General features: G+C 68.9%; 13 protein-coding genes and 1 tRNA gene. 4 read left to right on the forward strand and 10 right to left on the reverse strand.

What is annotated here, in order from left to right; translation table 11 throughout:
* Positions 1-218: 218 nt before the first annotated feature.
* The 3 genes from E3O54_RS16400 (at position 219) to E3O54_RS12515 (ending at position 3,921) form a co-directional block, all read left to right on the forward strand.
* Positions 219-2,387, forward strand: a complete 2,169-nt coding sequence (locus E3O54_RS16400; RefSeq protein WP_166805253.1) for a hypothetical protein — start codon at positions 219-221, stop codon at positions 2,385-2,387.
* Positions 2,388-2,645: 258 nt separating this feature from the next.
* Positions 2,646-2,960 carry a hypothetical protein gene (locus tag E3O54_RS16405; RefSeq protein ID WP_134420461.1) on the forward strand — a complete coding sequence of 105 codons (315 nt, stop codon included), beginning with the start codon at positions 2,646-2,648 and terminating at the stop codon, positions 2,958-2,960.
* 34 nt (positions 2,961-2,994) lie between these two features.
* Positions 2,995-3,921 (forward strand): Ppx/GppA phosphatase family protein, encoded by a 927-nt coding sequence (locus E3O54_RS12515; protein WP_104100837.1) that lies wholly within the window; start codon positions 2,995-2,997, stop codon positions 3,919-3,921.
* A gap of 584 nt (positions 3,922-4,505) precedes the next feature.
* Here E3O54_RS12515 and E3O54_RS12520 read toward each other — a convergent pair.
* The 9 genes from E3O54_RS12520 to E3O54_RS12555 form a co-directional block, all read right to left on the reverse strand.
* Positions 4,506-4,581 (reverse strand) — tRNA-Leu (locus E3O54_RS12520).
* A 79-nt stretch (positions 4,582-4,660) separates the two neighbouring features.
* Entirely contained in the window at positions 4,661-6,193 is a 1,533-nt protein-coding gene (locus E3O54_RS12525) for an NAD(P)/FAD-dependent oxidoreductase (RefSeq protein WP_104100836.1), read from the reverse strand.
* A gap of 38 nt (positions 6,194-6,231) precedes the next feature.
* The gene (locus tag E3O54_RS12530) at positions 6,232-7,512 is read right to left on the reverse strand and encodes a S8 family serine peptidase (RefSeq protein WP_369827965.1); all 1,281 of its coding nucleotides are present in this window, start codon (positions 7,510-7,512) and stop codon (positions 6,232-6,234) included.
* Complete coding sequence (locus E3O54_RS12535) at positions 7,509-8,030, reverse strand: DUF501 domain-containing protein (RefSeq protein WP_104100835.1); 522 nt, start codon at positions 8,028-8,030, stop codon at positions 7,509-7,511. Before E3O54_RS12535 ends, E3O54_RS12530 begins: the two co-directional genes overlap by 4 nt.
* Positions 8,027-8,503 (reverse strand): septum formation initiator family protein, encoded by a 477-nt coding sequence (locus E3O54_RS12540; RefSeq protein ID WP_134343481.1) that lies wholly within the window; start codon positions 8,501-8,503, stop codon positions 8,027-8,029. The genes E3O54_RS12535 and E3O54_RS12540 overlap by 4 nt, the downstream gene beginning before the upstream one ends.
* Before the next feature lie 124 nt (positions 8,504-8,627).
* A complete protein-coding gene (eno, locus tag E3O54_RS12545) occupies positions 8,628-9,908 on the reverse strand; it encodes a phosphopyruvate hydratase (RefSeq protein ID WP_104170826.1) in 1,281 nt (426 codons plus the stop codon).
* 105 nt (positions 9,909-10,013) lie between these two features.
* On the reverse strand, positions 10,014-11,270 hold the full coding sequence (gene hisS / locus E3O54_RS12550; protein WP_134401710.1) for a histidine--tRNA ligase: 1,257 nt from the start codon (positions 11,268-11,270) through the stop codon (positions 10,014-10,016).
* 285 nt (positions 11,271-11,555) lie between these two features.
* Positions 11,556-11,780, reverse strand: a complete 225-nt coding sequence (locus E3O54_RS17390) for a Cys-every-fifth RiPP peptide CefA (RefSeq protein WP_370247874.1) — start codon at positions 11,778-11,780, stop codon at positions 11,556-11,558.
* Positions 11,734-12,465 (reverse strand): MazG family protein, encoded by a 732-nt coding sequence (locus E3O54_RS12555; RefSeq protein WP_134401711.1) that lies wholly within the window; start codon positions 12,463-12,465, stop codon positions 11,734-11,736. Before E3O54_RS12555 ends, E3O54_RS17390 begins: the two co-directional genes overlap by 47 nt.
* Before the next feature lie 88 nt (positions 12,466-12,553).
* Between E3O54_RS12555 and E3O54_RS16410 the strand changes: the two genes are divergently transcribed.
* A complete protein-coding gene (locus tag E3O54_RS16410; RefSeq protein WP_166785378.1) occupies positions 12,554-12,724 on the forward strand; it encodes a hypothetical protein in 171 nt (56 codons plus the stop codon).
* A 183-nt stretch (positions 12,725-12,907) separates the two neighbouring features.
* Here the strand turns inward: E3O54_RS16410 and mfd are convergent, their stop codons facing one another.
* Positions 12,908-16,534 (reverse strand): transcription-repair coupling factor, encoded by a 3,627-nt coding sequence (mfd, locus tag E3O54_RS12560; RefSeq protein WP_134401712.1) that lies wholly within the window; start codon positions 16,532-16,534, stop codon positions 12,908-12,910.
* Positions 16,535-16,556: the final 22 nt, after the last annotated feature.

The following is a 16,556-nucleotide window of genomic DNA, read 5'->3' on the forward strand; positions in this document are numbered from 1 at the left end:
GGCGCACCGCTTTCAGTAGCCGGGATTGAGGATACCCGGCGCGGTGACCCAGCCACAGCCGCCCCGTGCTCTTGCGCGGGGAAGCAGTAGCGTGGATGTTCCGACGCCAGTATGCCCTATGGCCCCCGCCGATCACGAATGGGTGCCGTCGCCGTCAAATTGCGTGTCGCACGTTGACTTTCCCGGCGCTGGCCCGTGAAATGGTCACAGGGGGAATAATGTACGGGACACGTATGGCCGGTTCGGGCGGAACGCCCGGGCGCCGTCGTCGACGGTGGACGCCCGGCACCCTGCCTCTGTTCGTCGCCCTGGTCGGCTTGTCTCTCCTCGGCGTGCCGGGCGCGGCGTTCGCCGAACCGACTGCCGCAGCCACGCCGGCTCCCACACCGGCTCCCACAAGCGAGCGGGACGCCAAGGCGGCGCCGACGAACGCGCCGGCCATCGTCAGCCCACCGCCGGGCAGTTTCGTGGGTAGCGGAACCACCACCGTCTCCGGCACGGGCGAAGCCGGCCGGGAGATCTGGTTGCTCTCCCCCGTCGACGGTCAGGACCCCTGCTTCGCCGTGGTCGACGGCGCCGGCCAGTGGAGTTGCGCCGCGTTTTCCCTGCCGAGCGGGCCATCCGTGCCGCTTCGCGTCGTCGTCAACGGAGCCGCCGACCTGACCGACGAGCACACGATCGCCGTGTTGTCCGCCCCCCGGGTGACGGGCGGTCCCACCGGTGGGAGCCTGACCAACGGCACGGTGCGCGGCACCGGCTATCCGGGGGCCTCCGTCGTCATCACGGTGAGCGGCGGCCCGCGCTGCACGGCCACCGCCGACTCCTCCGGCAACTGGTCGTGCACGTTCGCCGACGGCCTCGCCGGCGGGCAGGCCGAGGTCTCGGCCAGCCAGCAGACGAGCTACAGCAATCCCTCATGGTCCAATTCGAGCGCACCGGTCGACCTCGTCTTCGACCTCGACCGTCCGGCGCCGCCCACGCTGACCACGCCGGCGAGCGGCGCCCAGCTGCCGCTCACCGACGCCGGGTACACGGGCACCGGAGAAGAGGGTGCGACCGTGACCGTCTTCGCCGGGTCATATTCGGTCTGCAGCGCCGTCGTCGCATCCGGGTCGTGGAGTTGCTCGGCGGGCGGAGTCGCTGCCGGTACCTTCCGGGTGATCGCGGTGCAACTCGACCTGGCCGGCAACCTCGGCCCGGGCAGCCCCGGGGTGGACGTGCTCTACGGCGTCCCCACCCCTTCCCCTTCCGGCTCGACCGGCCCCGAGGCGACCGCCCCGTCCGCCGACGCCCCCGCCGCCCCGCCGCCGGCCGAGGAGTCGGCACCGGCGGAAGCCCCGCCCGGTTCTGCAGCCCCGGCCTCGCCGGCACCGCAGGCAGACCGTCCGGCCGTGGCCCTGGCCACACCGCTGCCGGGCGGCTGGAACGACCCCACCCGGTTCGCCACGGCAGTGCTGCCGCCGTGGTCGACCCCCGACCTCTCCTGGTTCCAGGCGGCGTTGCTGGCGCTCGGTGCCCTCCTGCTGCTCTGCATCCCCGCGCGCCTCCTCGCCGGGACCGTGTTCCGGGCCACGGACGGCCACCCGCTCTGGCAGAGCATGCCGATCGCGGGCCGCAACCGGTCCCGCGAGGAATTCGAGACCGTTCCCGAACTACCTCTGAACCGGTGGCTGGTGGCCGGCGCCGCCGTGCTGGCCGCGGCCACCCTCGTCATGCTGTCCGGGCCGGTCACCAGCCAGCCTGCCTACCTGCGGCTGCTCCTCGCCGTGGCGCTGGCCCTCCTCATCGTCAACGCGGTCGGAGCGCTCGTTCCGCTCTGGTGGAGCTCCCGCATGTGGCGGACGAAAGCATCCGTGACTTTCCTGCCCCGCTACCTGCTGCTGGTCGCCCTGACCGCGTTGGCCTCCCGGGCTTTCGACGTTCACCCGGCGCTGGTCTTCGGGCTGCTCGGCAGCGTCACCGTGGCCCCCGAGGTACTGACGCCGAGGCGCGGCCCACTCGCCGCCGTTCGGGCCGGCAGCCTGATCGGGCTGGCCGTGGTCGGCTGGCTGACGCTGGGCCTGCTGCCGGCCGCGGACGGCTTCCTCAGCGCGCTGGCGGCCGAGATCATCAACAGTGTGGTACTGGCCGCGATCGGTTCGGCAGCGCTGGTGCTGATCCCGATCGGACGCACCAGCGGACGGAGCATCCTCGCCTGGTCACCGCCGATCTGGGCGTGCCTGACCGTGCTCGCCTTCACGATCATGTTCGGAGTGCTGTCCCCGGCGGTGGAACTCTGGCACGAAGGTGGCAGCCTCAGCCTGTGGTGGGTGGCAGGCACCCTGTTCGCCGCCCTCAGCATCGGGGCCTGGGCCTGGCAGCGGTTCGTCACGCCCGCCCGAGTCTGAGCCTCGCCCCCCCCCCCCCCCCCCNCCCCCCCGATGATTCCGCCGAGAGGGCGCGGGGTCAGGCCCGCCAAGAGGTCACACGGCCGGTCAGGCCCGACGGATCAGGCCGGCCTGCCGGGCGTGAGGACACCCCGAGCTTCGGGTAGATGTGTGGCGGCCTGCTGCTCGTGGTGGCGATGCTGTTCGGCATCTCGGCGCTGGTCTTCGGCGCATTCTTCACGGTCTGGAGCATCCAGCGGCACGTCAAGCCTGCTCGCCGTGGCATCCACCCTGATCACGCCCGACAGCGGGTCCGTGCACATGGGCGAAATCGATGCGACCCTGCTGTCCCTGGCCGAAAAAACGCAGCTGCGCTGGGATCGGCTCGGCATCGTCTTCCAGCAGTCGAACCTGCTGCCGGATGCCGTGGGTCTCCTGGGCCAGGCCGGCAAACGGCCCGCGCGGCTCACCGTCGAGCACGACACCGCCACGGTGCTGGTCACCCACGACCAGCGGCTGCTGCCGCTGGTGGACTCCCTGCACACCATGGTCGACGGCACCCGAACGACGAGCCGCCACAGCATCAGCGCGTAACGGCGCGTCCGCGGCGCACGCTATCGTCGAGAGCGTGCGCCTCGGAGTCCTTGATGTCGGTTCGAACACCGTCCACCTGCTGGTCGTCGACGCGCACGCAGGCGCCCAGCCGGTGCCGATGGCCTCCGACAAGGCCGTGCTGCGCCTGATGCGCTACCTCACCCCTGAGGGCGCCATCACCGAGGAGGGGTGCACCGCCGTGCTCGAGTCGGTGCGGAACGCGGCCGAGGTGGCCCGCCGCCACCACGTCGACGACCTCCTGCCGTTCGCTACCTCCGCACTCCGTGAGGCCGTGAACGGGCCCGAACTGCTCGCCCGGGTCGAACGGGAAACCGGGGTCGCCCTGCAGGTCCTGTCCGGCGAGGACGAGGCCCGACTGACGTTCCTGGCCGTGCGGCGCTGGTACGGCTGGTCCGCCAGGGACATCCTGCTCTTCGACATCGGGGGCGGCTCCCTGGAGATCGCCGCCGGCGCGAACGAGGTGCCTGCGGTCGCGCTGTCGCTGCCGCTGGGCGCCGGCCGTTCCACCATCGGCTTCCTGCACGACGACCCGCCGCTGCCCGCGCAGGTCTCCGCCCTCCGCGAGCACGCCGCCGCCGTGCTCGCGGAAGCCCTGGTGGCGTTCGAGGGGCTCCCGGCGCCGCACCACGTCGTCGGTTCGTCCAAGACCATCCGCTCCCTGGCCAAACTGGCCGGCTCCACCGCGGAGGGTTTCGGTTCAGGCGAGCGGATGCAGCTGAGCCGCTCGCAGCTGAGCGACTGGGTCCCCCGGCTGGCCCGGATCCCGGCTGAGGCGCGCCCGGCGCTGCCCGGCATCACCGCCGACCGCACCTTCCAGATCGTGGCCGGCGGCATCGTGCTCCACGCGGCGATGGCCGCGTTCGGGGTGACCGAGCTGGAAGTGTCGCCGTGGGCGCTCCGCGAGGGCATCATCCTGAGGTATCTGGACCACCTGGAGTAGCTGCCCCTAACCAATTCGACGGAGATTCTGCCGAGAATGGCGCCAAACAGACGGGAACCGGGCTCTGAGGCCAAAATCTCCGTCGAATTGGTTCCGCCCTCGGCCGTCTGGACTCCAACAGAGTGACGCCGTGAGCGGAAAGCGCGCGGGGCGTCGGTGGTGCAAAGCGCCGGTGACGCCGAGGGAGCGGCCGGGTCGGCGCAGCACCTTGGCCGTGAGCGGCGCCCTCGCCGGTCGTGATGGTTCCGCGCCCGGGCAGCACCTTCGACGTGGTGATCACTTCCAGAAGAAGAACCGGGTGATGTCCCACGTTGTTTGCAGAAAGCCCCTGACACCGTTCCTACATCGGGGAATGGCACGTGGCAGGAGGCATCGACCGTTTCACTCGCGGATCGTAGCGCGACGAAACCGGGCCGGACAGGCTGCCTCACCCGGCACAGACCGGGGGCAGGGATTTACCGCGGCATCCGTTCAGGGTCTGCCGGCCGGTTGAACGACTAGGCATGCATGCTGTCGCCCGGGCGGCGGGAGTCGGGGCCGTGACGCGGTGACGCGGTGACGCTGTGACGCTGTGACGTACCGTGTGGTGCCCCCGCTGGGGGTCGAACCCAGACTGTGACGATTTTAAGTCGTCTGCCTCTGCCATTGGGCTACGGGGGCACGCCCGGCGAAACCGAACGCCTCAAGCGTAGGGGCTGCGGGCGTCATCGGTTTCTCTCGGTGACGCCCGCAGACGCTGTTACTTGACGGCTGCGGTCGCCGCGGCCTTCTCGGTCGTCCCTGCCGGAGCGACTTCCGCAGCCTTGTCGGCCGCGGTCTTTCGCGGGGCTCGGGGTGCACGCGCCGTTGCCTTGGCGGCGGGACCCGTGCCGGGGCCGGCTACGGTGGCCGCTGCCTTGGCCGATGCGGCGACGGTCACCGGAGCCTTGGCCGGAGCGGCAGAATCCACGACCGGCTTGGGCCGCGAGGCGAACTCCGCGAACGTGGCCCGCGGGTTCTGCACCGCGGCCAACGAGACGATGTCGCGACCGAGGAAGAAGTTGTTCATCCAACCCCAGATGATGCGCAGCTTGCGCTCCCAGCTGGGCATGGCCAGGCCGTGGTAGCCGCGGTGGGCGAACCAGGCCGGCAGACCCGTGATGGCGATCTTGCCGGACTGGAAGACACCGGAACCGATGCCGAGGCCGGCGACGGCACCCAAGTTCTTGTGCAGGTATTCCTCGGGATTCTCGCCGCGCAGCACCGCGACGATGTTCTTCGCGAGGAGCTTGCCCTGGCGAACCGCGTGCTGAGCGTTGGGCACGCAGAAGCCGCCCACTCCCCCGCCACTCAGGTCGGGAACGGCGGTGATGTCGCCGGCGCCCCAGGCGTCCGCGATGATCTCGTCATCGGTTCCGACGCGCAGGTCGGGGCGCACCTGCAGGCGACCACGATCTTCGATCGGCAGGTCGGTGTGGCGCACGATGGCCGGGTTAGCCATGACTCCGGCTGTCCAGACGATCAGATCGGTCTCGAAGCTCTCACCGGTGGACAGTTCGACCTTGCCGTCGACCGAGCTGGTCAGCTGCGTGTTCAGGTGGATTTGCGCGCCGCGTTCGTCGAGGTGCTTGATGACCCAGAGGCTGGTCGGCAGCGAAACTTCGGGCATGATGCGCCCCATCGCCTCGATCAGGTGGAAGTGGGTGTCGTCGAACCCGATCTGCGGGTAGGACTTCAGCAGCGATGACGCGAAGGAACGCAGCTCTGCGAAGACCTCGATGCCGGCGAAGCCCCCGCCGATGACGACGAAGGTGAGCAGGCGGTCGCGCTCGGGGCCGGCCGGAAGTTGGGCAGCCTTGTCGAAGTTGGTGAGCACGCGGTCACGGATGGCGACGGCTTCCTCGATGGTCTTCAGACCGATGGCCTGGTCCGCGACGCCCGGGATCGGGAACGTGCGCGACACGGCGCCGGCCGTCACCGCGACGACGTCATAGACGAATTCGTAGGGCTCGCCAATGGGCGGGGTGATGGTCGCGGTTTTCGTGGCGTGGTCGATGTGGGTGACCTTGGCCGTCACGACGTTGGTCTTCTTGAGGTGACGACGGTGCGCGACTGCGGCGTGGCGACCCTCGATGGAGCCGGCTGCGACCTCCGGCAGGAACGGCTGGTAGGTCATATACGGCAGAGGGTCGACCATGGTGACCTCGGCCTCGCCGGCGCGAAGCCATTTCTCCAGCTTCCACGCGGTGTAGAACCCGGCGTAGCCGCCACCGACAATAAGAATTTTGGGCACTATGAAAGTCCTCCTACATGATTTGGCTGCACGAAAACTTACCGTTTTGACCGGATTCGCTTGATGTGCCGAGTGGCCCCGGTGCCGAGCAGCGTTACCAGAGTACCAAACCCGACCAGGACGAGGAGCGGCACTGTGACATACGTCAGCGTGAGCGGGCTGGGCAACCATGCCGCGACGACGCTGGGGGCAGGCAACGCCGGGTCTTCCTGCGGCGCGACCGGCACCTGCGTGGCGGTCTGCGGCGTGGGCTCGACCTCGGTGTCCGCCCGCCGGTGTACCCGGATCCACTCCTCCAGCAGGGCGGCCGGTTCCGGGCTCGTGGATGCCGGCACGGCCGCAGTGACCGCCGCCGCGGCATCGATCAGACCGTTGCCGTAGATCGGGCTGGGCACGACCCGCCCGTTCGGGTCGGCAGTTTCGATGACCCGGTTCATCACCTCCGCAGCATCGAGGCGGGGATAGGCGGCGCGCACCAGGGCGACCAGGCCCGACACGATGGGCGCGGCCGCGCTGGTGCCGTTCCACTGCACGTAGCCGCCGCCCGGAACGACGCCCACAAGTTGCTCGCTGGGCGCGGCCACCGAGATCGTGATGCCCTGCGAGGACGCGTCGAAGCTGGCGCCCTTGTTGCGGTCGACACCGGCGACCGTGAGCACCCCAGGGATGGTGGCCGGGGCTCCGACCTCGGTGGTGCCGCTGCCTCGGTTCCCGGCGGCGGCGACGACCACGACGTCGTTCTCGAACGCGTAGAGGAAGGCGTCGTCCCAACTCGGCGGCCAGTCCAAGGTGTTGCGGGTGAGGGACATGTTGATGACGTCGGCGCCGTTGTCGACGGCCCAGCGGATGCCCTCGGCGATCTGGTCGTCGTTGCTGAGGGTGGCGTCGCTGGTGCCGAAGGCCACCGAGACGGCCAGGAGCGACGCCTCGGGAGCCACTCCCAGCACGCCGGACCCCTCACCCGTGCCGCGTCCGGCCAGCAGGGATGCCACCAGAGTCCCGTGCTCACTGCCTTCTCCGACGGGCGTCTGCCCATTGGCGGAGCCGAGCCCGGAGACATCCGTTCCGCCGACGACCGCACCGGTGAGGTCGGCGACGTCGGCGACACCCGTATCGATGACGGCCACCGTCACGCCCGCGCCACGGGTCGTATTCCAGGCCTGGGTGAATCCGTAGTCATTGAGCCAGTACTCAAGGTCACGCACCTGCGTGTTCTCCGCGAAGGCCGGCGCGGTCGGTGCAACGAAAGCCCCGCCCAGCGCCATGGTCAGGCCCAGGGCGACGCCCGCGCCGATCCGACGCCAGGCGGAGCGGGTCACTCGTCGGCCGTGGTGTAGTCGAGGCACTCGCAGACGGCGGGCGTCCAGGCCGCCCGGCCGAGGGCCAGATCTCCGATCGGGTTCACTCCGGGGCCTGCGGCCAGAGAGTGGGCGGCCAGCGCGTGCAGGCATTTCACGCGTTCAGGCATACCACCGGAGGAGATGCCGACGATTTCCGGAACCGTGCCCAGGATCTCGCGGTCGGCAAGGAAGCCCTCATGCGCACGCCGGTAGCGGGCACGCACCTGCTCGTCATCGGCCAGCAACTGGTTGTACTCGTTCATCACCTGGGTGGCCTCGAGGAACGACAGCGCGGCGGTCGCCGCGGGGTGCGTCAGGTAGTACAGCGTGGGGAAGGGGGTGCCGTCGGCAAGGCGCGGCGCCGTCGCCACCACGGTCGGGGCGCCGCAAACGCAGCGCGCGGCGATGCCCACGACGTTGCGGGCCGGGCGTCCCAGCTGAGCCGAGACGATGGTGATGTCGTCCTCGGTGACCGAATCGAAGGGAGGCCTGGTCATTTCGCGGCCTCGGGAGCCAGACCGGCCGTCATTACGGAGGCGAACATGGAGGAGAGCCAATCGACGTTGGTGGTTTGGATGGTGGGGGTGGCGACCGGTGCGGCCGCGTCGCCCGCGACGGGCAGGGCCAGATCGTTGATCACGAGGAAGCTCACGTCGCCGGGAAGCACATAGGACAGTCGGTCCCTGGCCTGCGTGGTGACGTAGGTGCGGTCGTTCCAGCGTTCCCGCTCACTCTTCAACTCTTCCACGGCGCCCTGCTGGGCCTCGACCGCCGCCGTGAGCGATTCGATCTGCTGGCGCTGGTCGGCGTAGGTGCGGATGCCGGGCGCCAGGACGATCACGGCCATGATCAGGAGGCCCATCATCACCAGGGAAAACCCGGACAGGCGCAGGCCGCGCAGCCAGCGAGCGGCCGCGGTCTCGGTCGGGGGCAGCGCGACGGGCTGTTCTTCGGCGCGTTTCCTGGCCACGGCAACCCCCTTCGTGAATCGCTGGTCGCGGTTGTCCCGCACTGGAACCCTAACCGCAATCGGACAAAAAAATGGAGCTCCCGAAGCCGCGGGGTGAACCCGCGCTCCGAGAGCTCCAGTCGAACTACGCCTTGAAGCGCGGGAAGGCAGAGCGGCCCGCGTACACGGCGGCCTCGCCCAGCTCTTCCTCGATGCGGAGCAGCTGGTTGTACTTCGCGACGCGCTCGCTGCGGGCGGGTGCTCCGGTCTTGATCTGGCCGGCATCCGTCGCAACCGCGAGGTCGGCGATGAAGGTGTCCTCGGTCTCACCGGAGCGGTGCGAGATGACGGCGGTGTATCCGGCGCGCTGCGCGAGGGACACCGCGTCAAGCGTCTCGGTCAGGGTGCCGATCTGGTTGACCTTGACCAGGATGGAGTTCGCGGTGCCGAGGGCCAGGCCCTTGGCAAGGCGCACCGGGTTGGTCACGAAGAGGTCGTCGCCGACGATCTGGACCTTGTCTCCGAGCTCGGCGGTGAGGTGAACGTAGCCGTCCCAGTCGTCTTCCTCGAGCGGGTCTTCGATCGAGACGAGCGGGTAGGCCGCAACGAGCTCGACGTAGTACGCGGACAGCTCCAGGGCGGTGAGTTCCTTGCCCTCGAAGTGGTAGACGCCGTCCTTGTAGAACTCGGAGGCGGCGCAGTCGAGCGCCAGACCGATGTCCTTGCCGGGCGTGTAGCCGGCGTTCTGGATGGCTTCGACGATGAGGTCGAGAGCGGCACGGTTGCTCGGCAGGTTGGGGGCGAATCCACCCTCGTCGCCGAGGCCGGTAGAGAGGCCCTTGGACTTGAGCAGCGCCTTGAGGGCGTGGTAGGTCTCGGTGCCCCAGCGGAGGCCCTCGGCGAAGGACTCGGCTCCGAGTGGGACGACCATGAATTCCTGAATGTCCACGTCGTTGTCGGCGTGGGAGCCTCCGTTGATGATGTTCATCATCGGGACCGGAAGGGTGTGTGCGTTCGGGCCACCGAGGTAGCGGAACAGCGGCAGGCCGGCCGAGGTCGCGGCGGCCTTGGCGACGGCCAGGCTGACGCCGAGGATAGCGTTGGCGCCGACGCGGTGCTTGTTGTCGGTTCCGTCGGTCTCGTTCAGGACGGCGTCGATGATGCGCTGGTCAGCGGCGTCGAGGTCCTCGACTGCCGGGCCGAGCTCGTCGATGACAGCGTCAACGGCCTTGCGGACGCCCTTGCCCAGATAACGTGACTTGTCGCCGTCATGCAGCTCGTAAGCCTCGAACGCACCGGTGGATGCGCCGGACGGAACGGCGGCACGGCTGACCGAACCGTCATCAAGCAATACCTCGACCTCAACGGTCGGGTTGCCTCTGGAGTCAAGAATCTCGCGCGCTACTACTGCCTCAATGAGAGCCACAGCTATCTCCTGTTTCCTATATTTTTTAATTGTTGGGGTGTTGGTCTGAAGGAATCGAGGAAGACAGCGCCGTGTTCCAATCCCATAACAGTCTAGCGACTGGCCTCAGCCGCCGAGGGGACGGAAATCGAGTTCGCCCGCGCCGGAGGCATCCGCCCCGACGAACGAGTAGCGCCCGTAACCGGCTCCGGCCGCGCGTTCCAGCAGCGCCTTGACGTTCTTGGTGCGCTGTTCGAGGCGCACCCGGAGGCCCTGTTCGACCAGTGTTCGCTTGAGCGCCACGAGCCGGGCCGGGTCTGTTCCCTTGTTGTACACCAGTACGACGGCGTTCTCAGCGGATGCCGCATCCACGCCCAACAGGTCGACGATGCGCTCGAACCCGATCGAGAACCCGCAGGCCGGCACCTCGGTGCCGAGGAAGCGGCCGATCATGCCGTCGTACCGGCCGCCGCCGCCGAGGGAGTAGCCGAGATCGGGGTGTGAGATCTCGAAGATGGTGCCGGTGTAGTAGCCCATCCCGCGCACGAGGGTCGGGTCGAACACGAGCCGAACCTCGGGCATCGCGGCGCGCAGCGCGAGCAGGTCGGCGAAGGCGTCCGTGTTGAGCCAGGCCGGCGGCGTCGGCTCGGCGGCCGTCCAGCCGGCATCGGCGATCTGGGTCAGGGTATCGGCCACGCCGTCGGTGGCGATGCCCAGGCCGGCGAGCTCCGTGACAACCCCGTCGACGCCGATCTTGTCGAGTTTGTCGATCACGATCAGCGCGCGTTCGTTCAGCTCGGGAGCCACGCTCCAATGGGCGAGCAGGGCGGTCAGGATGCGGCGGTCGTTGACGCGGATGGAGCACCCGGTCAGGCCGAGGGCGTCGAGCGCGGCGGCGGTCGCGGTGATCAGCTCAATCTCGGCAAGCAGGCCGGACTCGCCGATGATGTCGATGTCGCACTGCACGAACTGCCGGTAGCGGCCCTTCTGCGGACGCTCCGCCCGCCAGACCGGCGCGATCTGGATGGACCGGAACACCGTCGGAAGTTCCGCCCGGTGAGTCGCGTAGAACCGGGCGAGCGGAACGGTGAGGTCGAACCGCAGGCCCAGGTCGGCCAGCCCGAGCAGGTCGCCGGATGCGGCGGCGGCCGCGGCATCCGTCGGCTTCAACCCACGCTTCAGCACGGCGAAGGCGAGTTTCTCGTTGTCGCCGCCGAGCCCGGAGTGCAGTCGGGCCGCGTCTTCCATCACCGGGGTCTCGATCTCGTCGAAGCCGTGCGCCGCGAAGCTTCGCCGGATCACGGCCAGTGCGTGTTCCCGGGACGCCTTGTCGGCGGGGAGGAAGTCGCGCATGCCGCGGGGAGGGGTCACTGGTGTTGCCATAGCCCCAATTGTGTCAGTTCGGGTCGGCCCGTCGATTTCCGCCGGGACGCCCGACACGGTCTCTCATGCGATGTAGTGCAAGATGTCGAAGTGGTTGTCACCGGCGCCCTGACGATGGTCAGGAGGGTGGACATCCAGGCCACTTCCTCGGCCTGCGCTGTGACCTGCTTCTCCTGGGCCAGCGCCAGGGCGATGCGAAGCAGACGGCGATGGCGATGAACTGCTGCGAGGCATCGAATTCGTCACCGATCTGAGCGGACAGAAGACCATTGACAGATGTCTGGCTCATGGTTGGACTGTTCCGCCACCGCCCTGTCGGCACCGCCGCGTGGCCTCAGCGCAGGCCTTCGCGCAAGCCTCAGCCGCGCAAGCCTCAGCCGGGCAGGCCTCAGCCGGGCAGGCCTCAGCCGGGCAGGCCTCAGCCGGGCAGGCCTCAGCCGGGCAGGCCTCAGCCGGGCAGGCCTCAGCCGGGCAGGCCGATGATGCCGGCGTCGGCAACGTCGCCGGCATCCGTCGTCTCGGCCTCGCGGATCTCGTCCTGCAGACCGCGGAGGGCCGTGCGCAGGGCACGTTCGGAGTCGAGCCCCTGACTCTTGGCCGCAGACACGATGGCCAGCAGCAGCGGGCCGAGCTGGCCCTCGGTCTCGATCGGAAGCGGGAACGCGGCCTCGGTGCCGAGCAGCCCGATCTTCTGGGCTCGGCCGAGCACCTTGTCGGCGAGCGCGAGCGCCGGCATACCCTGCGGGATCCCGTCGAGCACGCTCGTGCGGGAGGGCTTCTCCGCGGCCTTGAAATCATCCCAAGCGAGGGCCACGTCGTCGGCCGTTTCCAGGTTCAGGTCGCCAAAGACATGCGGATGCCGCCCCACCATTTTCGCGGTCATATGCGCGGCGACATCGTGGATGTCGAAGTCTTCGCCCGCGGTGTGCGCAGCGAGGTCGGCGTGGAAGACCACCTGGTAGAGCACGTCGCCGAGCTCCTCGAGCATCTCGTCGCGGCTGCCCGACTCGATCGCCTCGATCAGCTCGTGCGTCTCTTCGGTCAGGTACTGCACCAGAGACTCGTGGGTCTGCTCTGCGTCCCACGGGCATCCGCCCGGTGCACGCAGGAGAGCCACCACGCGCACGAGTTCGTCGAGATTGGAGGCGGATGCCGGGACGGATGCCGGGACGGTGGGATTCTCTGTAAAGGACACGCGACAACTCTAATCGCCCGGAATTGACGGAGTCTGCGGGGCCTGATCCGTCCCGTGAGGAGCCCCAGCCCCGGTCTATGCCGGCGCCATGATTTTCACGGAGTTGCCGCTGCCAGGCATCGGGATGCGGCCGGAGCTCACGGTGGCCGGCGAGCGCCGGGTAGGCGACTCAGTGTTCATCGTGGGTACCCGGAGCCGTTTGCGGGCCACCGCCGCGATCCTGCGCCCGATGCCTGGCAGCGGCGCACCGGAGACCTGAGTGGAGTATCCGGCGTCGTACCAATTCGACGGAGATTTTCTCGAAAGAGCGCTCTCTAGGTGTGTTTACGTTCGATTTGGACAGAATCTCCGTCGAATTCGTTCGGGACGGAACCGCTGAAAGACGGTTCGGACCCACGGCCACTCGTCACGCGATCGCGACGGGCCACCCGGCCGCGGCGGGCTACGCGACCGCGACGACGGGACGCGGGAAGAGAGCGTCGAGCAGGTTGCCGGCCCAGGCGATCAGCGCCGCATCCCCGAGCGGTTCCCCGTTGATGCGCGGCATGGGCACGGTCAGCGCACCGTTCTGGGTGAAGTAGCGCGACCCGGGGTACATGCGCTGCAGGCGCACCTGCATCGAGTCGGCGAGGTTCGCCGGCGACACGCGCAGGTTCGAACCCATCGCGACGACCTCGCCGAGACTGGCCTGCTGGGCCAGCCAGCGCAGCCGGGAGACCAGGATGAGGTTCTGCACCGGCTGGGGCGGCTCGCCGTAGCGATCGGTGAGTTCGTCGAGGACCAGGTCGATCTGGTCCTTCGCGGCCGTCGGCGAGCTTGCGGCGGACAGCTTCTGGTAGGCCTCGAGGCGCAACCGCTCGCTGTCGACGTAGTCTTCGGGGATGTGGGCGTCGACGGGCAGTTCGAGCCGCAGCTCCGTCTGGCCCTCCGCGACGTCGCCGCGGAAGGTGCTCACGGCCTCGCCGATCATGCGCAGGTAAAGGTCGAAGCCGACCCCGGCGATGTGCCCGGCCTGCTCGCCGCCGAGCAGGTTGCCCGCGCCGCGGATTTCGAGGTCCTTCAACGCCACCTGCATGCCGGCGCCCAGTTCGTTGTTCGCGGCGATGGTCGACAGCCGGTCGTGGGCGATCTCAGTCAACGGTTTGTTCTCGTCGTAGAGGAAATAGGCGTAGGCGCGCTCCCGGCCGCGGCCGACCCTCCCCCGCAGCTGATGCAACTGGCTGAGCCCGAACTTGTCGGCGCGGTCGATAATGATCGTGTTCGCGTTGGCGATGTCCAGGCCGGTCTCGATGATCGTCGTCGAGACCAGCACATCGAATTTGCGCTCCCAGAAGTCCACGACGACCTGTTCCAGCTGTGCCTCCGGCAACTGGCCGTGCGCCACGGCGATCCGCGCCTCCGGCACGAGCTCGGCCAGCTTCGCGGCCACCCGGTTGATGCTGGACACCCGGTTGTGCACGACGAAGATCTGGCCCTCCCGCAGCAGCTCCCGCCGGATGGCCGCGGCCACCTGGCGGTCGGAGTACGGTCCGACGAAGGTGAGGATCGGGTGCCGGTCCTCCGGCGGGGTGGCCAGGGTGGACATCTCCCGGATACCGGTGACCGCCATCTCCAGCGTGCGCGGGATGGGCGTGGCGCTCATCGCGAGGATATCCACGTTGGTCTTGAGCTTTTTCAGCGCATCCTTGTGCTCCACGCCGAAGCGCTGCTCTTCGTCGATGATCACGAGGCCCAGGTCCTTGAACACGATGGAGTCCGACAGCAGCCGGTGGGTGCCGATCACGAGGTCGACGGTGCCGTCGAGCATGCCCGCCATGGTTTCGCGGGATTCCTTCTCGGTCTGGAATCGACTGAGCGCGCGCAGGTGCACCGGGAATCCGGCGAAGCGCTCCTGGAACGTCTCCATGTGCTGGCGCACGAGCAGGGTCGTCGGCACCAGCATGACGACCTGCTTGCCGTCCTGGATCGCCTTGAAGGCGGCGCGCACGGCCACCTCGGTCTTGCCGAACCCGACGTCGCCGGAGAGCAGCCGGTCCATCGGGATGGGCCGTTCCATGTCGGCCTTGACCTCGTCGATGGTGGTGAGCTGGTCGGGCGTCTCGGCGAACGGGAACGCCTCCTCCAACTCGCGCTGCCAGGGGGTGTCCGGCCCGAACGCGTGGCCCTTGCTGGCCATCCGTGCGGAGTAGAGCTTGACGAGTTCGACGGCGATGTCCCGCACGGCACGACGCGCCTTGGTCTTCGCGGCCGACCAATCGCTGCCGCCCATTTTGCTGAGCGTCGGCGCCTCCCCGCCGACGTAGCGGCTGACCAGGTCGAGCTGGTCGGTGGGCACGTAGAGCTTGTCACCCGGGTGCCCGCGCTTCGACGGCGCGTATTCGAGCACGAGGTATTCACGCTTGGTCTTGACCGGGTTGCGCCCGCCGCTGGAGACCTCACGCTGGGTGAGCTCGATGAACCGGCCGATGCCGTGGGTCTGGTGCACGACGTGGTCGCCGGCCTTCAGCTGCAGCGGGTCGACGACGTTCTTGCGCCGGCTGGCCAGCTTCTTCACCTGGCGCGCGTCGTAGCCCACGGTGCGGCCGTAGAATTCGGACTCGCTGACCAGGGAGAATTTCGCCTCCGGCAGTTCGAAACCGTGGTCGACGGATGCTTTCAGCAGGTAGGCGATACCGACCTCGGGTCGGCTCGGCCATTCCGTGACGATCCGGGCGGGCAGCTCCCGCTCGGCCAGAACGTCGGCGGCGCGTTCGACCAGCCCGGCACCCTGGGCGACGATGCCGACGGTCCAGCCGGCCTTCAGCCGCTCGGCCAGGTGACCGACGGCGCCCTCGACACTGCCCTGGAAGCTCGGCACGGCGTCGCCCTCGACCCGCACCGTGAGCAGGTCGTCGAGTTCCCGGTGCTCGGGCAGCACCGGGGCATCCGTCGGCGCCGCCTGGAAGGAGCTCAGGGTCCACCACACGTGCGCGGACGCCGGGGCGCCGGGCGCACTGAACTGCACGGCCTCCCGCAGCCGCCCGAGGGTGAGGAAGTCGCCCGACTCCAGGTCGATCGGCGCCTCGGCGCCCGCGGTCGCGGCGCTCCACGCCGCGCCCAGGAACTCCCGGTTGGTCTCGGCCAGGCTGATCGCCCGGGATGCGACGCGCTCGGGCGAGATGACGGCGACGGCCGCCTCCGCGGGCAGATAGTGGGTGATCGGCACGAGCCGGTCGACGAGAGCAGGTGCGAGGCTCTCCATGCCCTCGACCGGGATGCCCTCGGCGATCTTCGCGAGCAGGCCGGACAGGCTCGGGAACTCGTGCTGCATCTCGCGGGCCCGCTGCCGAACGGCGGGACTGAGCAGCAGCTCGCGGCTCGGCGGCAGGCTCACCGAGTCGACCGGGGCAGGAAAGGAGCGCTGGTCCGCGACCGAGAACGCGCGGATCTGCTCGACCTCGTCCCCGAAGAACTCCACCCGGAAAGGGTGCGGGGCGATCGACGGGAAGACGTCGAGGATGCCGCCGCGAACCGCGAACTCACCGCGCCGCGTGACCATGTCCACCCGGGCATAGGCAACGTTGACGAGCTCACGTGCGATGGCGGAGAGGTCGTGACCACGTTGGCCGGCGACCAGGTCGATCGGCTCGTAGTCGGTGAGGTTGTCGGCCACAGGCTGCAGCGCGGCGCGCACGGAGGCGATGACGATCAGGGGGCGTCGGGCGGCCGGGGCGCTCTCCTCCCACTCGCGCATCCGTCGCAGGGCGAAGAGGCGCTTGCCGACGATTTCGGCGCTGGGGCTGAGCCGCTCATGCGGCAGCGTCTCCCAGGCCGGGAAGTCGATGATCTCGGCGTCGGCGGCGAAGCAGGCAAGGTTCTCATGCAGCGATTCCGACTCCCGCCCGGTGGCGGTGATCAGCAGCAGGGCCGGGGCCTTGCCCAGCCGGGTGCGCTGCTCGAGCAGGGCGGCGAGCAGCGGGGCGCGAAGCCCCTCGGTGAGAGAGAAATCGACGTTCCGGTTCGCGAAGGCGAGGGCATTGTCGAATGTGGAGGCGCGCGAAAGTGTGGCAATTAAGCCCTGGAGAGTCACCGGAGCATTCTACGCAACCCAG

This window comes from Cryobacterium sp. TMT2-4 (genome assembly GCF_004402575.1).
In the GTDB taxonomy this organism is placed as follows: domain Bacteria; phylum Actinomycetota; class Actinomycetes; order Actinomycetales; family Microbacteriaceae; genus Cryobacterium; species Cryobacterium sandaracinum.